This is a genomic window from Streptomyces tibetensis, from assembly GCF_040647715.1.
GTDB lineage: Bacteria > Actinomycetota > Actinomycetes > Streptomycetales > Streptomycetaceae > Streptomyces > Streptomyces tibetensis_A.
This window is the reverse complement of sequence record NZ_JBEZCR010000008.1, coordinates 285,428-301,821: the sequence shown is the minus strand read 5'-3', so window position 1 is coordinate 301,821 and position 16,394 is coordinate 285,428. Positions and strand designations below refer to the sequence as shown.

The 16,394-nt window shown below is 70.5% G+C and carries 19 protein-coding genes; 6 read left to right on the top strand and 13 right to left on the bottom strand.

Annotation, left to right across the window (positions count from 1 at the left end):
* Window positions 1-10: 10 nt before the first annotated feature.
* Window positions 11-955, top strand: a complete 945-nt coding sequence (gene dapA / locus AB0B29_RS22945; RefSeq protein ID WP_362242698.1) for a 4-hydroxy-tetrahydrodipicolinate synthase — start codon at window positions 11-13, stop codon at window positions 953-955.
* Between the two features lie 87 nt (window positions 956-1,042).
* On the opposite strand, the gene AB0B29_RS22940 is transcribed toward dapA, so the two are convergent.
* The 4 genes from AB0B29_RS22940 to AB0B29_RS22925 all read right to left on the bottom strand — a co-directional run bounded on the left by AB0B29_RS22940 (window position 1,043) and on the right by AB0B29_RS22925 (window position 3,581).
* The gene (locus AB0B29_RS22940; RefSeq protein WP_362242696.1) at window positions 1,043-1,273 is read right to left on the bottom strand and encodes a hypothetical protein; all 231 of its coding nucleotides are present in this window, start codon (window positions 1,271-1,273) and stop codon (window positions 1,043-1,045) included.
* Window positions 1,274-1,391: 118 nt separating this feature from the next.
* Complete coding sequence (dapD, locus tag AB0B29_RS22935) at window positions 1,392-2,381, bottom strand: 2,3,4,5-tetrahydropyridine-2,6-dicarboxylate N-succinyltransferase (RefSeq protein WP_142164661.1); 990 nt, start codon at window positions 2,379-2,381, stop codon at window positions 1,392-1,394.
* A 331-nt stretch (window positions 2,382-2,712) separates the two neighbouring features.
* Window positions 2,713-3,261, bottom strand: coding sequence for a TetR/AcrR family transcriptional regulator (locus tag AB0B29_RS22930; RefSeq protein WP_362242693.1), 549 nt, complete (start codon window positions 3,259-3,261; stop codon window positions 2,713-2,715).
* The gene (locus AB0B29_RS22925; RefSeq protein ID WP_362242690.1) at window positions 3,261-3,581 is read right to left on the bottom strand and encodes a DMT family transporter; all 321 of its coding nucleotides are present in this window, start codon (window positions 3,579-3,581) and stop codon (window positions 3,261-3,263) included. The genes AB0B29_RS22930 and AB0B29_RS22925 overlap by 1 nt, the downstream gene beginning before the upstream one ends.
* A 202-nt stretch (window positions 3,582-3,783) precedes the next feature.
* On the opposite strand from AB0B29_RS22925, the gene AB0B29_RS22920 reads away from it, so the two are divergent.
* A complete protein-coding gene (locus AB0B29_RS22920) occupies window positions 3,784-4,611 on the top strand; it encodes an AbfB domain-containing protein (protein WP_362242687.1) in 828 nt (275 codons plus the stop codon).
* A gap of 56 nt (window positions 4,612-4,667) precedes the next feature.
* On the opposite strand, the gene AB0B29_RS22915 is transcribed toward AB0B29_RS22920, so the two are convergent.
* From AB0B29_RS22915 to AB0B29_RS22880, 8 genes are read right to left on the bottom strand one after another with little or no spacing between them, the layout of a single operon-like run.
* Window positions 4,668-5,000, bottom strand: a complete 333-nt coding sequence (locus tag AB0B29_RS22915) for a metal-sulfur cluster assembly factor (RefSeq protein ID WP_028809645.1) — start codon at window positions 4,998-5,000, stop codon at window positions 4,668-4,670.
* Window positions 4,997-5,467: a Fe-S cluster assembly sulfur transfer protein SufU gene (gene sufU, locus AB0B29_RS22910; protein WP_033310795.1), complete on the bottom strand. Its 471-nt coding sequence runs from the start codon at window positions 5,465-5,467 to the stop codon at window positions 4,997-4,999. Before sufU ends, AB0B29_RS22915 begins: the two co-directional genes overlap by 4 nt.
* 19 nt (window positions 5,468-5,486) lie before the next feature.
* Window positions 5,487-6,743: a cysteine desulfurase gene (locus AB0B29_RS22905; RefSeq protein ID WP_362242684.1), complete on the bottom strand. Its 1,257-nt coding sequence runs from the start codon at window positions 6,741-6,743 to the stop codon at window positions 5,487-5,489.
* On the bottom strand, window positions 6,740-7,504 hold the full coding sequence (gene sufC / locus AB0B29_RS22900) for a Fe-S cluster assembly ATPase SufC (RefSeq protein WP_362242681.1): 765 nt from the start codon (window positions 7,502-7,504) through the stop codon (window positions 6,740-6,742). Before sufC ends, AB0B29_RS22905 begins: the two co-directional genes overlap by 4 nt.
* A 7-nt stretch (window positions 7,505-7,511) precedes the next feature.
* Window positions 7,512-7,829: a non-heme iron oxygenase ferredoxin subunit gene (locus AB0B29_RS22895; RefSeq protein WP_053670666.1), complete on the bottom strand. Its 318-nt coding sequence runs from the start codon at window positions 7,827-7,829 to the stop codon at window positions 7,512-7,514.
* Window positions 7,826-9,049, bottom strand: coding sequence for a Fe-S cluster assembly protein SufD (sufD, locus tag AB0B29_RS22890; protein ID WP_362242679.1), 1,224 nt, complete (start codon window positions 9,047-9,049; stop codon window positions 7,826-7,828). The genes AB0B29_RS22895 and sufD overlap by 4 nt, the downstream gene beginning before the upstream one ends.
* A 55-nt stretch (window positions 9,050-9,104) precedes the next feature.
* Window positions 9,105-10,526, bottom strand: coding sequence for a Fe-S cluster assembly protein SufB (sufB, locus tag AB0B29_RS22885; RefSeq protein ID WP_053670664.1), 1,422 nt, complete (start codon window positions 10,524-10,526; stop codon window positions 9,105-9,107).
* Window positions 10,523-11,245 carry a helix-turn-helix transcriptional regulator gene (locus AB0B29_RS22880; RefSeq protein WP_362242676.1) on the bottom strand — a complete coding sequence of 241 codons (723 nt, stop codon included), beginning with the start codon at window positions 11,243-11,245 and terminating at the stop codon, window positions 10,523-10,525. The genes sufB and AB0B29_RS22880 overlap by 4 nt, the downstream gene beginning before the upstream one ends.
* Window positions 11,246-11,406: 161 nt before the next feature.
* Between AB0B29_RS22880 and AB0B29_RS22875 the strand changes: the two genes are divergently transcribed.
* The 4 genes from AB0B29_RS22875 (at window position 11,407) to AB0B29_RS22860 (ending at window position 15,101) form a co-directional block, all read left to right on the top strand.
* Window positions 11,407-12,219 carry an aminoglycoside N(3)-acetyltransferase gene (locus AB0B29_RS22875; RefSeq protein WP_362242673.1) on the top strand — a complete coding sequence of 271 codons (813 nt, stop codon included), beginning with the start codon at window positions 11,407-11,409 and terminating at the stop codon, window positions 12,217-12,219.
* A gap of 31 nt (window positions 12,220-12,250) precedes the next feature.
* On the top strand, window positions 12,251-13,174 hold the full coding sequence (locus tag AB0B29_RS22870; RefSeq protein WP_362242671.1) for an ABC transporter ATP-binding protein: 924 nt from the start codon (window positions 12,251-12,253) through the stop codon (window positions 13,172-13,174).
* A gap of 148 nt (window positions 13,175-13,322) precedes the next feature.
* Entirely contained in the window at window positions 13,323-14,039 is a 717-nt protein-coding gene (locus tag AB0B29_RS22865) for an ABC transporter permease (RefSeq protein WP_362243083.1), read from the top strand.
* A 54-nt stretch (window positions 14,040-14,093) separates the two neighbouring features.
* Entirely contained in the window at window positions 14,094-15,101 is a 1,008-nt protein-coding gene (locus AB0B29_RS22860) for a COX15/CtaA family protein (protein ID WP_362242668.1), read from the top strand.
* A 35-nt stretch (window positions 15,102-15,136) separates the two neighbouring features.
* On the opposite strand, the gene AB0B29_RS22855 is transcribed toward AB0B29_RS22860, so the two are convergent.
* Window positions 15,137-16,243 (bottom strand): amidohydrolase family protein, encoded by a 1,107-nt coding sequence (locus AB0B29_RS22855; protein ID WP_362242665.1) that lies wholly within the window; start codon window positions 16,241-16,243, stop codon window positions 15,137-15,139.
* Window positions 16,244-16,394: the final 151 nt, after the last annotated feature.

The window sequence follows — 16,394 nt, the reverse complement described above, 5'->3', positions numbered from 1 at the left end:
GACTACCCCCATGACCACATCGCCACCCGCAGCCCCCGTACCCGCCGCAGCCTCCGTGCCCGCCGCACGGCCCGCCGCACCCCTCGGCCGCGCCCTCTGCGCCATGATCACTCCCTTCGCACGGTCAGGTGCCCTGGACCTCGACGGCGCCCAGCGCCTCGCCACCCACCTGGTGACCAACGGCTGCGACGGCCTGGTCCTCTCCGGCACGACGGGCGAGTCCCCCACCACCACGGACGCCGAGAAGTCCGACCTCGTCCGAGCCGTCCGCGAGGCGGTCGGCGACCGCGCGAAGGTCATCACCGGGATCGGCACCCCCGACACCCGGCACTCCACCGACCTGGCCCTGGAGGCCGAGAAGGCGGGCGCGGACGGTCTGCTGGTGGTGTCGCCGTACTACAGCAGACCCCCGCAGGACGCGATCGAGGCCCATGTCCGGGAGATCGCGGACACCTGCGAACTGCCCTTGATGGTCTACGACATCCCCGCCCGCACCGGCACCCGCATCGAACCGGAAACCATCCTCCGCCTCTCCGAGCACCCCAGGATCGTCGCGGTCAAGGACTGCTCCCACGACTTCCTGGGCGCCCAGAAGGTACTGGCCCGGACCGACCTGGCGTACTACGCGGGCTGCGACGAACACAACCTCGCGCTGTACGCCGTGGGCGGCACGGGCTACGTCAGCACGGTCGCGAACGTGATCCCGAACCACCTGCGGGCGGTCCTGGACGCGTTCGACGCGGGCGACACCGCCCGGGCGGCCCGGCTCCAGCAGCAGGCCACCCCCCTCATCGAGGCGATCATGGCGGCGGGCCTGCCGGGTACTGTCACCGCGAAGGCACTTCTGAACGCCCTGACCCTCCCCGCAGGGCCGGTTCGCCGCCCCCTTCAGCCGGCCGGCCGTGGAGCGACCGACGAACTGCTCTCGCTCCACGACGCCCTGACCAGCACGTGATCACAGGCCGTGCCGAGGGAAGGTTCCGGGAGCGCGCCGAACAGGCCGACCCGGTGGCCGAGGCACTGGAGACCTCCGCCCGCCCGCTCAGTTCCAGGCGTACCCGTCACCGAACAGCAGCGTGTGCTCCAGCACGTCCTCCGCCGGGTCGTCGATCTGACCGGTGTTGACGTTGATCAGACCGACCCGGTGGCCGTTGTGCGAGCCGGTGTTGGTCTCGTCGGCGTGCGCGGCGCCCGCCGGCAGCCAGCACACCGCCAGCGTCGCGGCCGCCCCGGCCAGCCCGCGCACCACGGCCCGCCCCCGCTCGTTCCTCATGTCCCCGGTCCTCGTTTCGTCGTTCCGGCGTCTGATCGGACACTGCGTCCACCCGTTCATCTGCCGAAACCACCGCAAGGTCACGCAGGGTCATCCGTACGTGATCGTGCCGGGGCCGTCAGTTGTGGCTGTGCAGGATCTCGTTGAGCCCGCCCCACACCGCGTTGTTCGGCCGGGCCTCGACCGTGCCGGTGACCGAGTTGCGGCGGAAGAGGATGTTGGAGGCGCCGGACAGCTCGCGGGCCTTGACGATCTGGCCGTCGGGCATGGTGACGCGGGTACCGGCGGTGACGTAGAGGCCGGCCTCGACGACGCACTCGTCGCCGAGGGCGATGCCCACGCCCGCCTCTGCGCCGATCAGGCAGCGCTCGCCGATGGAGATGATGACGTTGCCGCCGCCGGACAGGGTGCCCATGGTCGAGGCGCCGCCGCCGATGTCCGAGCCGTCGCCGATCACGACTCCGGCGGAGATGCGGCCCTCGACCATCGACGTACCGAGCGTGCCGGCGTTGAAGTTGACGAAGCCCTCGTGCATGACGGTGGTGCCCTCGGCGAGGTGCGCACCGAGGCGGACGCGGTCGGCGTCGGCGATCCGGACACCCTTGGGGGCCACGTAGTCCGTCATGCGCGGGAACTTGTCGACGGAGGTCACCTGCAGGTGCAGGCCCTCGGCGCGGGCGTTCAGCCGGACCTTCTCGAGGTCGTCGACGGCAACCGGGCCGAGCGAGGTCCAGGCGACGTTGGCGAGGAAGCCGAAGATGCCGTCCAGGCTCTGGCCGTGCGGCTTGACCAGACGGTGGGAGAGCAGGTGCAGGCGCAGGTAGGTGTCGTGCGCGTCGATCGGCTTCTCGTCGAGCGAGGCGATGACCGTGCGGACCGCGACCACCTCGACGCCGCGGCGGGCGTCCGGGCCGATCGCCGCGGTCGCGCCGCCGCCGAGCAGCTCCGCGGCGCGTTCGGCGGACAGCCGCTCGGTGCCGGACGGGCCGGGCTGGTCGGCCAGCTCGGGAGCGGGGAACCAGGTGTCGAGAACGGTGCCGTCGGCGGCGATCGTGGCGAGGCCGGCGGCCACGGCGCCGGTGGTGCGAGGAGCAGTCGTGTCGGTCATGAGGGCAACCTAACCGGCGGACACCGATCGATGCGAACCGGTGCGAGGGCGTCTCACGGGACGGGCGGTATCCACCCCTCGAAGAGGCCTCTCAGCAGCGGGGACACCCACCCACGGCGGTCCGCCCACGACACCCGTCCGGACCGCCGCCCACGCACACCATCGACCGAGCCGCCCGCTCACGACACCTCTCGGGTCCGGCACTCACACGCACACCCCTCCACGGCGGCCCGCAGACGACACGGCGGCTGAGACCGGCTCCGCGCCCGGCGACTCCGGCCACGGCACGACTTCGTCCTGGACGCCCTCCCCGCCGCCCCTCCCTACCGCCTCACCCCCGGGCCCCCGCCAGCACCCGCGCCAGCACCTCGCGGGCGTACTCCTCGTCATACGGCGCCCCCGTCAGCAGGACTTGGAGGCAGATGCCGTCCACGACCGCCACCAGGGCCCGGGCGGTCGCCCGGTCGGTACGCCGGGACAGCAGCTCGGCGACGCCTGCCGCCCACTCGGCGGCGACGGACCGCAGGGCGGGCCGGCGCAGGGCGGCCAGGTACAGCTCGTACTCCAGCTCCACCCCGGTACGGTCGCCCGCGAGCCACTCCCCCATCCAGCCGGCGAGTTCGGCTGCGAGATCGGTGCGGGGGTCCTCGAGGCCGCCACGCGAGGCGATCACCTTGGCGAAGCCCTCGTTGGCCTGCCGCAACGCGGCGACCAGCAGCTCGTCGAGGGTCTTGAAGTGGTAGGTCGTCGAACCGAGCGGCACATCGGCCTCGGCGGCCGCACTGCGGTGGCTCAGCCCGGCGATCCCCTTCGCCCCGACGACCCGGATCGCCGCGTCGATGATCCGCTGCCGCCGCTCGGGGTCGTGGCGCCGGGCCATCAGTGGGCCCCGCCCAGGTTCAGCACCACGACCCCGGCGATGATCAGCGCGATCCCGGCGGCCTTGACGACGGTCATCCCCTCTCCCAGGAACGCGAACCCGATCGTGGCGATGGCGGCGGTGCCGACGCCGGCCCAGATCGCGTAGGCCGTGCCGACCGAGACGGTCCTCAGGGTCTGTGCGAGCAGCGCGAAGGAGACGGCATACCCGAGGACCGTGAGCAGCGAGGGCCCGAGCCTGCTGAAGCCGTCGCTGTACTTCATGGCGGTGGTGGCGCCGACTTCGGCGGCTATGGCCCCGGCCAGCAGCAGATATCCCATATGTACGACCGTACACAACCATCTGTACACCCGTACACAACGGCGGCTTGATCACGAGGGGACACCGCTCTGGCAACGGAGAGAAACCGCTGTCACCAAACGAGTCACAGGCGCACCAGGCGTCCACTACGGTGTCACCGATCACACACCGGGCCACCACAACTGCGCCGCTGTCAAGGGTGCCCCGCTGGAGGAACAGCGCATGTCAGAAGACAAGTCCCGGCCGCCACAGGACCGCCCCTGGGAGAGCGGCTGGGCCCCGGACACCACCCGGGCACCGGGGACGCGACGGCTCTGGCTGGCAGGTGCGCTGGCCCTCGCGACGATCACCGCGTGCGCCACGGCCATCACCGTGATGAACAGTGAGGCCGATCAGGCCGACTCCCGCGCGGCGGAGCCGACCACCCTCAGCAGTTCGGCCCCGGGCGGCCTGATCTCCTTCGCGACCCCCTCAGCGACCGGCACCCCCAAGCCCGGCGCGGACCGCCGCCGCCCGTCCCCCACCCCCACCACCAGCGCTCCCACGGCCACCCCGAGCCCGAAGCCCGAGAAGAAGGCCCCGAAGCCGCCAAAGGCGTCCTCCACTCCTTCGAAGCACCCGAAGCCCCCGTCCTCCCCCGGCATATCCATACGCTCGGTCAACTTCCCCGACCGCTACTGGCGGGTCAGCGACGGCTATGTACGGCTGGACCAGATCGGCTCCGGACAGCGCGAGGACGCCACCTTCCAGCGCGTCGCCGGTCTCTCCGACTCCTCCTGCTACTCCTTCACCACCGCGGACGGACGCTATCTGCGCCACCGCAGCTTCGTCCTGGTCGCGAACAGCGACGACGGCTCGTCCCTCTTCCGTCAGGACGCCACGTTCTGCCCCCGCTTCTGGTCCCGCTCGGGAACGCTCACGCTGGAGTCGGTCAACTACCGGGGGCGCTTCCTGCGCCACCGCAACTTCCAGCTCCGCCTGGACCCCCTCGAGAACAGTCACCAGTACTACTCGGACGCGTCGTTCCAGATCGTCTCCGGGCTGGGCTGAGCATGCGGGAGGGCGGCACCCGCACAGGGTGCCGCCCTCCGTCGCGTCAGCGGATCTCAGACGTTGAAGCCGAGAGCCCGCAGCTGCTCGCGCCCGTCGTCCGTGATCTTGTCGGGGCCCCACGGGGGCATCCAGACCCAGTTGATGCGCAGTTCGCTCACGAGGCCGTCCGTGGCGGACTTCGCCTGGTCCTCGATGACGTCCGTCAGCGGGCAGGCCGCCGAGGTCAGGGTCATGTCGAGCGTCGCGATGTTCGCGTCGTCGATGTGGATGCCGTAGATCAGGCCGAGGTTGACGACGTCGATGCCCAGTTCCGGGTCGACGACGTCGTACAGCGCCTCACGGACCTCTTCCTCCGAGGCCGGCTTCATCTCAACGGTCTCGCTCATGCCGTCGTCTCCTTCTCGGCGTCGGCTCCGCCCAGTACCTGGGCCGTCGCGTCCTTCCAGGCCATCCAGCTCAGCAGGGCGCACTTCACCCGGGCCGGGTACTTGGACACCCCGGCGAACGCGACCGCGTCCTCCAGGATGTCCTCCATCGCGTCGTCGGGTTCGAGCTTCCCCTTGGACTGCATCAGCTCCAGGAAGGTCTCCTGGATCTTCCGCGCGTCGGAGAGGTCCTTGCCGACGAGGAGGTCGTTCAGTACGGACGCGCTCGCCTGGCTGATCGAACAGCCCTGGCCCTCGTACGAGACGTCCTCGATCGTGGTTCCGTCGTACTTCACGCGCAGCGTGATCTCGTCACCGCACGTCGGGTTGACGTGGTGCACCTCGGCGTCGCCATCCCGCAAGCCCCGCCCGTGCGGGTTCTTGTAGTGGTCCAGGATGACTTCCTGGTACATGGAGTCCAGTTTCATGCGAGCGCTCGCCAACCCCTCAGCCGAAGAAGTTCCGTACGTGCTCCAGGCCGTCGACCAGTGCGTCGATCTCGGTCGGCGTGGAGTACAGATAGAACGACGCTCGCGTGGTCGCAGGAATTCCGTACCGCAGGCAGACCGGCCGTGCGCAGTGGTGGCCGACCCGGACCGCGATGCCCTGCTCGTCGAGGACCTGACCCACGTCGTGCGGGTGGATGTCACCGAGGGTGAAGGAGATCGCCGCGCCGCGCTCCTCGGCCGTGGTCGGGCCGATGATGCGCAGGTCGGGGACCTCCAGCAGCCGCTTCACCGCGTACTCGGTGAGGGCGTGCTCGTGGGCGAGGATCTTGTCCATGCCGATCGAGTTGAGGTAGTCGATCGCCGCGCCGAGACCGACCGCCTGGGCGATCGGGGGCGTGCCCGCCTCGAACTTGTGGGGCGCCGGGGCGTAGGTCGAGGAGTGCATCGACACCGTCTCGATCATCTCGCCGCCGCCGAGGAACGGAGGCAGGTCCTCCAGCAGCTCCTGACGGCCCCACAGGACGCCGATGCCGGTCGGGCCGCACATCTTGTGGCCGGTGAAGGCGACGAAGTCGGCCTGAAGGGCCTGCACGTCCAGCGGCATGTGCGGCGCGGCCTGGGAAGCGTCGATGCAGACCAGGGCACCGACCTCCTGGGCGCGGCGCACGATCGCTTCGACGGGGTTCTGGGTGCCGAGGATGTTGGAGACCAGCACGAAGGAGACGATCTTCGTCTTCTCGGTGATGACCTCGTCGATGTTCGACAGGTCCAGGCGGCCGTCGTCGGTGAGGCCGAACCACTTCAGCTTCGCGCCCGTGCGCTGCGCGAGCAGCTGCCACGGCACGATGTTGGAGTGGTGCTCCATCTCCGTGATGACGATCTCGGTGTCGGAGTCCACGCGGTAGGGCTCGTCGGCCCAGCCCAGCATGTTCGCCACGAGGTTCAGCGACTCCGAGGCGTTCTTGGTGAAGATCACCTCGTCGCGGGAGGGCGCGTTGATGAACTCGGCGACCTTGTCGCGCGCGCCCTCGTACAGCGCCGTGGCCTCCTCGGCGAGCACATGCACACCGCGGTGGACGTTGGCGTTGTAGCGCTCGTAGTACTCGCTCAGGGCGTCCAGCACCTGGCGCGGCTTCTGGCTGGTCGCCGCGTTGTCCAGGTACACGAGCTTCCGGCCGTCGTGGACCTGGCGGTCCAGGATGGGGAAGTCCTTGCGGATCGCCTCGGTGTCGAGGAGGCCCGGCAGCTGTGTCACGCGGATACGCCACCCTTCGTGTATGCCTCGTACCCCTCGTTCTCCAGCTTGTCGGCGAGCTCGGCTCCACCGGACTCGACGATCCGGCCGGCGGAGAACACGTGGACGAAGTCGGGCTTGATGTAGCGCAGGATGCGCGTGTAGTGGGTGATCAGCAGGGTGCCGACTTCGCCCGTCTCGCGGACGCGGTTGACGCCCTCGGACACGACGCGCAGGGCGTCGACGTCCAGACCGGAGTCGGTCTCGTCGAGGATCGCCATCTTGGGCTTGAGGAGCTCCAGCTGGAGGATCTCGTGGCGCTTCTTCTCACCGCCGGAGAAGCCCTCGTTGACGTTGCGCTCGGCGAAGGCCGGGTCCATGTTGAGGCGCTCCATGGCCTCCTTGACCTCCTTCACCCAGGTGCGCAGCTTGGGGGCCTCGCCGCGGATGGCGGTGGCGGAGGTGCGCAGGAAGTTCGACACGGACACGCCCGGCACCTCGACCGGGTACTGCATCGCGAGGAACAGGCCGGCGCGGGCGCGCTCGTCGACGGACATCTCGAGGACGTCCTCGCCGTCGAGGGTGACGGTGCCGCCGGTGATCGTGTACTTCGGGTGACCCGCGAGGGAGTAGGCGAGGGTCGACTTGCCGGAGCCGTTGGGGCCCATGATGGCGTGCGTCTCGCCCTGCTTCACGGTGAGGTCGACGCCCTTGAGGATCTCCTTCGTGGCGTTGTCGGCCTCGACGGTGACGTGCAGGTCTCGGATTTCAAGCGTTGCCATGGGTGCCTCAGGACTCCTGGGTGAGGGAGACGAGCACGTCGTCCCCTTCGATCTTTACGGGGTATACGGGGACGGGGCGCGTCGCCGGGAGGGCGTCGGGCTTGCCGGAGCGGAGGTCGAAGCGCGAGCCGTGCAGCCAGCACTCGATGTGGCAGTCGTCGACCTCGCCCTCCGCCAGGGAGACGTTCGCGTGCGAGCAGATGTCGTGGATCGCGAACACCTCGCCCTCGGTCTGCACGATGGACAGGGGCGTGCCGTCGAGTTCCACCCGTTTCGGGGTGTCCTCCTCCAGCTCGCCCAGTCCACAGGCGCGTACGAAGGTCATGCGACCGCCGCCTCCAGCTCCTCCTCGATCTTGGCGATCAGGCGCTCCTCGATGTCGGGGAGGCCGATCTGCTGGACCAGCTCGGCGAAGAAGCCGCGGACCACCAGGCGCCGGGCCTCGTGCTCCGGGATGCCGCGGGCCATGAGGTAGAAGAGCTGCTCGTCGTCGAAGCGCCCGGTCGCCGAGGCGTGACCGGCGCCGACGATCTCGCCGGTCTCGATCTCGAGGTTCGGTACGGAGTCGACCCGGGCACCGTCGGTGAGGACGAGGTTCCGGTTCATCTCGTACGTGTCGGTGCCCTCGGCCTTGGCCTCGATGAGCACGTCACCGATCCACACGGCGTGCGCGTCCTCGCCCTGGAGAGCGCCCTTGTAGACGACGTTGGACTTGCAGTGCGGGACGTTGTGGTCGACCAGGAGGCGGTGCTCCTGGTGCTGGCCCTGGTCGGTGAAGTACAGGCCGAACAGTTCGGCCTCGCCGCCGGGGCCCGCGTACTGCACGCGCGGGTGCAGCCGGACCACGTCGCCGCCGAAGGTCACGACGACCGACTTGAAGGAGGCGTCGCGGCCGACGAGCGCGTTGTGCTGGGCGACGTGGACGGCCTTCTCGTCCCAGTCCTGGACGGAGACGACGGTGAGCTTGGCGCCGTCGCCCAGGAGGTACTCGACGTTGGCGGCGAGCACCGCGTCACCGGTGTGGTCGATGACCACGACGGCCTCGGCGAAGGCGCCCAGCTCGATCACCTGGTGGCCGAAGGCGGTGCCTCCCTCGCCGTGCACCGAGATGCGGATGGGCTCGGTGAGGACGGTCTCCTTGGGGACGGTCACGACCCCGGCCTTCTCGAACGCCGAGTAGGCCTGGGCGGCGACGCGGTCCACGGGGGTGCCGGCCTTGCCGAGCCGCGCGTCGTCGCGGCCGACGGCCTCGACGGTGACGCCCTCGGGAGCCTGGACGTCGACCTTCACGCCGTTGCCGGTGGTGACGGCGGTGCCGTCGTGCAGGCCGCGCAGGCGCTCCAGCGGGGTGAACCGCCATTCCTCCTCCCGGCCGTGCGGGACGGGGAAGTCCGCCACGTCGAAGGAGGGGGGCGCGCTCATGCGGGTGGCGACGGTCGACTCCGCGGCGACCGCGATCGAGCCCGCGGTCGTCGATCCCACGGGTGGGGGTCCCCCCTGTCCGAGCGCAGTCGAGGACTTGGGGGAGTTCTGGGCCTCAGCCATGGCTGTCGTAGTGCTCTCTTTCCGTTACGTAAGGGCTTGATGGACGGCGGCGGGACTAGCCGACCGCGCCTTCCATCTGCAGCTCGATCAGCCGGTTGAGTTCCAGCGCGTACTCCATGGGGAGCTCCTTGGCGATGGGCTCGACGAAGCCGCGCACGATCATCGCCATGGCCTCGTCCTCGCTCAGGCCGCGGCTCATCAGGTAGAAGAGCTGGTCCTCGGAGACCTTGGAGACGGTCGCCTCGTGGCCCATGGACACGTCGTCCTCGCGGACGTCCACGTAGGGGTAGGTGTCCGAGCGGGAGATGGTGTCGACGAGCAGCGCGTCGCAGAGCACGTTCGACTTGGAGCCCGGGGCGCCCTCGCCGATCTCGATCAGACCGCGGTAGGAGGTGCGGCCACCGCCGCGCGCGACGGACTTCGAGACGATGTTGGACGACGTGTTCGGCGCCATGTGCACCATCTTGGCGCCGGCGTCCTGGTGCTGGCCCTCGCCGGCGAAGGCGATGGACAGGGTCTCGCCCTTGGCGTGCTCGCCCATGAGGTAGACGGCCGGGTACTTCATCGTCACCTTGGAGCCGATGTTGCCGTCGACCCACTCCATGGTCGCGCCCTCGTACGCCACGGCGCGCTTGGTGACCAGGTTGTAGACGTTGTTCGACCAGTTCTGGATGGTCGTGTAGCGGCAGCGGGCGTTCTTCTTGACGATGATCTCGACGACCGCCGAGTGCAGCGAGTCCGACTTGTAGATCGGGGCGGTGCAGCCCTCGACGTAGTGCACGTAGGCACCCTCGTCGACGATGATCAGGGTCCGCTCGAACTGGCCCATGTTCTCCGTGTTGATGCGGAAGTAGGCCTGGAGCGGGATCTCCACGTGGACGCCCGGCGGCACGTAGATGAAGGAGCCGCCCGACCACACGGCGGAGTTCAGCGACGCGAACTTGTTGTCACCGACGGGGATGACGGTCCCGAAGTACTCCTTGAAGAGCTCCGGGTGCTCCTTCAGCGCGGTGTCGGTGTCGAGGAAGATGACGCCCTGCTCCTCCAGGTCCTCGCGGATCTGGTGGTAGACGACCTCGGACTCGTACTGCGCGGCGACACCGGCGACGAGGCGCTGCTTCTCCGCCTCGGGGATGCCGAGCTTGTCGTACGTGGCCTTGATGTCCTCGGGCAGGTCCTCCCAGGACTCCGCCTGCTTCTCCGTGGAGCGCACGAAGTACTTGATGTTGTCGAAGTCGATGCCCGACAGGTCCGAGCCCCAGTTCGGCATGGGCTTCTTCTCGAACAGGCGCAGGCCCTTGAGGCGGAGCTTGGTCATCCACTCCGGCTCGCTCTTCTTGTCGGAGATGTCCCGGACGACGTCCTCGTTGATGCCGCGCTTGGCGGAAGCGCCGGCCGTGTCGGAGTCGGCCCAGCCGTACTCGTACTTGCCCAGGCCCTCCAGCTCGGGGTGGGCAGTCTCCGTGGGGAGAGTCATGCGGGGTTCCTCCCGGCCGTGCTTGCAGATGCGTTGTGGGAAATCTTGGGGATGAACGTCGTGCAGACGCCGTCGCCGTGCGCGATGGTGGCGAGCCGCTGTACGTGCGTACCGAGCAGCTCGGCGAAAAATTCCGTCTCCGCCTCGCACAGTTGCGGGAACTGCCCGGCGACGTGGGCGACCGGACAGTGGTGCTGGCAGAGCTGCTCACCCTGCTGAGGGTGAGGCGCGCTGCGCGCCGTAGCAGCGTACCCGTCGGCACTCAGGGCCTTGGCCAGCGCTTCGGCCCGCTTCTCGGGCGGCACGCCCTCGACCGCGCGGCGGTAGGCGCCCGCCTGCGCGGCGATCCTGGCGCGGGCGAAGGCGGCGATCGCCTCGTTGCCGCCCTCGCGGTCGGCGATCCAGCGCAGGGCGTCGGCGGCGAGCGTGTCGTACGACTGGTCGAAGGCGTCCCGGCCGCAGTCCGTCAGGGCGAACACCTTGGCGGGCCGGCCACGGGTCCGCGCCCCGTACACCCGCTGCTCGCGCGCTTCCACGACTCCGTCGCCCGTGAGGGCGTCGAGGTGCCGGCGCACGGCGGCCTGAGTGAGGCCCAGCCGCTCGGCGAGCTCGGCGACGGTCGAGGGGCCGTGGTCCAGGATGGACCGGGCGACTCGGTTGCGGGTGGACCGCTCCCCGGTCGCCAGCTCCTCGTGGGGTGCCTCGCCGACGTTTTTCACAACGCCATTGTTGCGTAATTCCTCCGGACCGGGCAAGCCGCGCATGCGGCACCCGACGGTGCCCTGCGTCACTTAGGTAAACCTAATCCGACCTGCGGAAACGATCTCTGATCGATCAAACGGGTGGCATGCGGCAGCCGTATCGGGGACACTCCACAACCATGCCCACACCGCCTCCGACCGGCCCTCTTGTCACCCGCGAGACGCTTCGGACCCAGCTCGGCGAGCTCGGCGTGCGGCCCGGCGAGACCCTCCTCGCGCACTCCTCGCTCAGCGCCCTCGGCTGGGTCAACGGCGGCGCCGTCGCGGTCGTGCGAGGACTGCTCGACGCGCTCGGCCCGAAGGGCACGCTCGTGGTCCCCACCCAGACCGGCGACCTGTCCGACCCGGCCCTGTGGAGCAACCCGCCCGTGCCCCCCGAATGGTGGGCGGCCATCCGCGCCACCATGCCCGCCTACGACCCGCGGATCACTCCCAGCCGCGGCGTCGGCGTCGTCCCCGAGACCGTGCGCACCTGGCCCGGCGCACTGCGCAGCGCGCATCCGCAGACCTCGTTCGCGGCGCTCGGCCCCCGCGCGGCGGAGATCCTCGACGGGCACGCGCCCGACTGCCGGCTCGGTGAGCGCAGCCCGCTGGCGAAGCTGGAGGCGATGGGCGCCCGGGTGCTGCTGCTCGGCGCCGGCTACGCCTCCTGCACGAGCTTCCACCTCGCCGAGTACCGGATTCCGTCCCCGCGTGTCGTCGTGGGCCGGCCGGGGCCGGAGGGCTGGGAGACGGTCACCGAGGTGTCGATCAGCTCGGACCGCTTCGACGAGCTGGGCTACGACTTCGAACGGGACCGTCCCGTCGTGCGCGGAAAGGTCGGCGCGGCCGAGGCACGGCTGTTCCCCGTGGCGGACGCGGTGGCCTACGCCGAACGGTGGCTGGCGGTCCACCGGCCCCGGGACGAGGAATTCCTCCACCCGCCGGTCTGAGGTCCGGCCCGCCTCCCTAGACTCTGGACCCATGCGAAGTGAGCCCGTGATCCAGGTCCAGGCCCTGGTGAAGCGGTACGGCACGAAGACCGCGGTGGACGGGCTCGACCTGGTGGCCCGGACGGGCGTGACCGCCGTGCTCGGTCCCAACGGAGCCGGCAAGACGACCACGGTCGAGACCTGCGAGGGGTACCGGAAGCCGGACTCCGGCACGGTGCGCGTCCTGGGCCTCGACCCGGTGAGACAGTCCGCGGACCTGCGGCCCCGCATCGGCGTGATGCTTCAGTCCGGCGGGGTCTACTCGGGCTCCCGGGCCGACGAGATGCTCCGCCACGTGGCGAGGCTGCACGCCCATCCCCTGGACGTGGATGCGCTGATCGAGCGCCTGGGCCTCGGCTCCTGCGGCCGTACGACGTACCGGCGGCTGTCCGGCGGGCAGCAGCAGCGGCTCGCGCTGGCCATGGCCGTGGTCGGGCGGCCGGAACTGGTCTTCCTGGACGAGCCGACCGCCGGGCTCGACCCGCAGGCCCGCCGCGCCACCTGGGACCTCGTGCGGGACCTGCGCGCCGACGGCGTCTCCGTCGTCCTGACCACCCACTACATGGACGAGGCCGAGCAGCTCGCGGACGACGTGGCGATCATCGACGCCGGCCGGGTCATCGCCCAGGGCTCCCCCGAGGAGCTGTGCCGGGGCGGCGCCGAGAACACGCTCCGCTTCACGGGCCGGCCGGGCCTCGACGTCGGCTCGCTGCTGAAGGCCCTGCCCGCCGACTGCTCCGCCGCCGAGCTGACACCGGGCTCGTACCGGGTCGTCGGCAAGGTCGACCCCCAGCTGCTCGCGACGGTCACCTCCTGGTGCGCCCAGCACGGCGTGATGCCGGAGAAGATCTCGGTGGAGCGGCACACGCTCGAAGACGTCTTTTTGGAGCTCACCGGCAAGGAGTTGCGCTCATGATTCCGCCTCACACGGAGGTCGGCCGGGGGTCCGGGGGTCGTCCCCCGGGAAGACACAGCTTGGAGCTCACCGGCAAGGAGTTGCGCTCGTGACCGTCACCGGCACCGGGACGTACACGCCGAAGCCCGGCGCGGCGCCCCTCCCCCGCATGATCGCGGCCCAGGCCGTCCTCGAGACGAAGATGCTGCTGCGCAACGGCGAGCAGCTGCTGCTGACCGTCGTCATCCCGACCCTGCTCCTGGTGCTCTTCAGCACCGTGGACATCGTCGACACCGGCGCCGGCGAAGCGGTCGACTTCCTCGCGCCCGGCATCCTCGCGCTCGCGGTGATGTCGACCGCGTTCACGGGCCAGGCCATCGCCACCGGCTTCGAGCGCCGCTACGGCGTGCTGAAGCGGCTCGCCTCCTCGCCCCTGCCCCGCTGGGGCCTGATGACGGCGAAGACGCTGTCCGTCCTGGTCACCGAGGTGCTCCAGGTGATCCTGCTGACGGTGATCGCCTTCGCGCTCGGCTGGTCGCCGCACGGCAACCCGTTCGCCGTACTGCTGCTCCTGGTCCTCGGCACGGCCGCCTTCTCGGGCCTGGGCCTGCTGATGGCCGGGACGCTGAAGGCGGAGGCGACGCTGGCCGCGGCCAACCTCGTGTTCCTGCTGCTGCTCGTCGGTGGCGGGGTCGTCGTGCCGCTCGACAAGTTCCCCTCCGGAGCGCAGGACGTCCTCGGCCTGCTGCCCATCGCGGCGCTGTCCGACGGGCTGCGGGACGTGCTCCAGCACGGCGCCGGGATGCCCTGGGGGGACCTCGGGATCCTGGCCGTGTGGGGAATCGTGGGCCTGGCCGCGGCCGGGAAGTTCTTCCGCTGGGAGTAGGGACGGTGTCCTGTGACCGACCCTCGTGAACGCATGCACAAGCGGCGGCCTACGATGGTTCGCGTGCCACACGTGACCCGCGCCGACGCCCAGGCCGCCCTGCGCAACCCGCTCGCCTTCATCGCCGAGCGCTGGACCCCGGAACCCCGGACGGTCCGGCGGGCGGCCCTGACCGCACTGCTGATGTCGGTGATCATCGTCGTCACCGGCGGCGCCGTGCGCCTGACCGGCTCGGGCCTGGGCTGCCCGACCTGGCCCAAGTGCACCGACGACTCGCTCACCGCCACCAGCGCGATGGGCTTCCACGGCGCCATCGAGTTCGGCAACCGCATGCTGACGTACGTGCTGTGCGCGGCCGTCGGCTGGGCGATCATCGCCGCGCGCTCGCAGAAGCCGTACCGGCGGGGCCTCGTGCGGCTGGGGTGGGCGCAGTTCTGGATCGTGATGAGCAACGCGATCCTCGGCGGCATCGTGGTGCTGGTCGGACTCAACCCGTACACGGTCGCGGCGCACTTCGTGGCGACGTCCGCGCTCATCGCGGTGGCCACGGTGATGTGGCAGCGCACCCGTGAGGGCGACGCGGCGCCACGCCCGCTGGCCGGCAAGGCCGTGCAGCAGCTGGTGTGGTTCCTGGTCGCGGCGGCCGCCCTGCTCATCCTGGTCGGCACGGTCGTCACCGGTGCCGGACCGCATGCGGGCGACTCCAGCGAGGTCGAGCGGATGCCGGTCGACTGGGAGACGGTGAGCAAGCTGCACGCCGTGCTGGCGTGGATCGTGGTGACGCTGACGTTCGCCCTGTGGTTCGTCCTCAAGGCGGTCGACGCGCCGCGGAACCCGCTGAACCGCACGCGCGAGCTGTTCCTGATCCTGCTCGCGCAGGGCGTCATCGGGTACGTCCAGTACTTCACGGATCTGCCCGAGATCCTGGTCGGCCTGCACATGCTCGGTTCGGCCGTGATGTGGATCTGGGTGCTGCGGGTGGTGCTGTCGCTGCGGGAGCGGCCGGAGGCCACCGTCGACATGCCCGGTCCCACCGCCGAGGCGACCCTGACCAAGGCCTGACTCCGCCGGTTCCCGCGACCTGATCCGGACAGGCCCTAGTCGAGCCCGTACACCCTGCGTGCGTTTCCCGACGCCAGCATGCCCGCCACCCGCTGCGCGTCGGCCAGGGACCAGGCGCCCTCGGCGACCCAGGTGCCCAGCACCCGCCCGAGGGCCTCACGGAAAAGCCGGGCCCCCACCACGTGCAGTTCGGGCAGGCCCTGCGCCCCGGTGGAGAAGAGGATCTTGCCGAACGGGGCCAGTTCGAGGATCTCCGCGAGGACGGTCGCGGCCCGGGCGCCCGTGCGGACCAGGGCGGCGCCGCAGTCGACGTGGACGTGCGGGAAGACTCCGGCGAGATGGGCGGCCTGCCGGTGATACGGGTAGCCGTGCAGCAGCACCAGGTCCGTACCGAGACCGGCGGTGGCCCGTACGAAGTCCGTCAGCAGCACCGGGTCCGTACGGTCGATCCGCAGCCCCGGCGCGCCCAGCCCCGCGTGCAGCTGGAGCGGCAGCCCCGAGGCGACCGCGCTCCACAGCAGATGCCGTAGCAGCACCGGGTCGCTCAGCTCCCCGCCGACGCCCCGCCCGGCGAGCCAGCGGCCCGCCGCGCCGCGCACCTCCCCCGGGCCGGGCGGCTCGGGCGCGAGCGCGAGGCCGTGCCGTACACCGGCGACCGAGGTGAAGGCGACGGCGTTCGCGGCGGCCGTGTGCACCGACTCGGCGAGGTTGGCGAGGAAGGACTCGACGGTTCCGGAGGTGTCGGCGACCTGCTCGGCGAGGAGTTCCAGGCGCACGATCTCGCGGGCCTCCGCCGCTCCCGCTCCGGCCAGCTCGCCGGGCTCGGTCAGGTCACCGGGGAGACCGGTGTCGACCAGGTACGTCGTGATGCCGCTGCCACGCAGGAGGCGGCGGCCGGACTCCAGGACGCCCAGTTCCCGGCGTCGGGCCAGGTAGCGGGCGGGTTTGCAGTGGGGTTCCAGGCCGAGCAGGGGCGGGCACCAGCGCCGCACGGCGAAGCCGGTCTGGGTGTCGAAGAGGGTGGTGCCGGGGGCGGGTGGGCCCTCGGTGCGGCTGAGGTGGGCCTCGAAGGTGCCGAGGCCCAGCTCCGTGCGGAGCACGCCGTGGCAGTACTGGTCCACCAGTAACGGCGTTTCGATCATCCGGGCCTCCCGGGGTGGACCCTGTTGCTCTCAAGGGTCCTAACGGGTGAACCGGGGTGAAGGTCGCGGTCCCGTAGGGGGTGCGGGTCAGCGCGCGGCTGCGGACCGGATGTGGCCGCTCGCGCAGTTCCCCGCGCCCCTGGGTCGGCTG

Excerpts from the sequence above, each read along its gene's own strand:
- dapA (WP_362242698.1), top strand. The coding sequence starts at position 11 with ATGACCACATCGCCACCCGCAGCCCCCGTACCCGCCGCAGCCTCCGTG.
- AB0B29_RS22940 (WP_362242696.1), bottom strand. The coding sequence starts at position 1,273 with ATGAGGAACGAGCGGGGGCGGGCCGTGGTGCGCGGGCTGGCCGGGGCG.
- dapD (WP_142164661.1), bottom strand. The coding sequence starts at position 2,381 with ATGACCGACACGACTGCTCCTCGCACCACCGGCGCCGTGGCCGCCGGC.
- AB0B29_RS22930 (WP_362242693.1), bottom strand. The coding sequence starts at position 3,261 with ATGGCCCGGCGCCACGACCCCGAGCGGCGGCAGCGGATCATCGACGCG.
- AB0B29_RS22925 (WP_362242690.1), bottom strand. The coding sequence starts at position 3,581 with ATGGGATATCTGCTGCTGGCCGGGGCCATAGCCGCCGAAGTCGGCGCC.
- AB0B29_RS22920 (WP_362242687.1), top strand. The coding sequence starts at position 3,784 with ATGTCAGAAGACAAGTCCCGGCCGCCACAGGACCGCCCCTGGGAGAGC.
- AB0B29_RS22915 (WP_028809645.1), bottom strand. The coding sequence starts at position 5,000 with ATGAGCGAGACCGTTGAGATGAAGCCGGCCTCGGAGGAAGAGGTCCGT.
- sufU (WP_033310795.1), bottom strand. The coding sequence starts at position 5,467 with ATGAAACTGGACTCCATGTACCAGGAAGTCATCCTGGACCACTACAAG.
- sufC (WP_362242681.1), bottom strand. The coding sequence starts at position 7,504 with ATGGCAACGCTTGAAATCCGAGACCTGCACGTCACCGTCGAGGCCGAC.
- AB0B29_RS22895 (WP_053670666.1), bottom strand. The coding sequence starts at position 7,829 with ATGACCTTCGTACGCGCCTGTGGACTGGGCGAGCTGGAGGAGGACACC.
- sufD (WP_362242679.1), bottom strand. The coding sequence starts at position 9,049 with ATGGCTGAGGCCCAGAACTCCCCCAAGTCCTCGACTGCGCTCGGACAG.
- sufB (WP_053670664.1), bottom strand. The coding sequence starts at position 10,526 with ATGACTCTCCCCACGGAGACTGCCCACCCCGAGCTGGAGGGCCTGGGC.
- AB0B29_RS22875 (WP_362242673.1), top strand. The coding sequence starts at position 11,407 with ATGCCCACACCGCCTCCGACCGGCCCTCTTGTCACCCGCGAGACGCTT.
- AB0B29_RS22870 (WP_362242671.1), top strand. The coding sequence starts at position 12,251 with ATGCGAAGTGAGCCCGTGATCCAGGTCCAGGCCCTGGTGAAGCGGTAC.
- AB0B29_RS22865 (WP_362243083.1), top strand. The coding sequence starts at position 13,323 with ATGATCGCGGCCCAGGCCGTCCTCGAGACGAAGATGCTGCTGCGCAAC.
- AB0B29_RS22860 (WP_362242668.1), top strand. The coding sequence starts at position 14,094 with ATGGTTCGCGTGCCACACGTGACCCGCGCCGACGCCCAGGCCGCCCTG.
- AB0B29_RS22855 (WP_362242665.1), bottom strand. The coding sequence starts at position 16,243 with ATGATCGAAACGCCGTTACTGGTGGACCAGTACTGCCACGGCGTGCTC.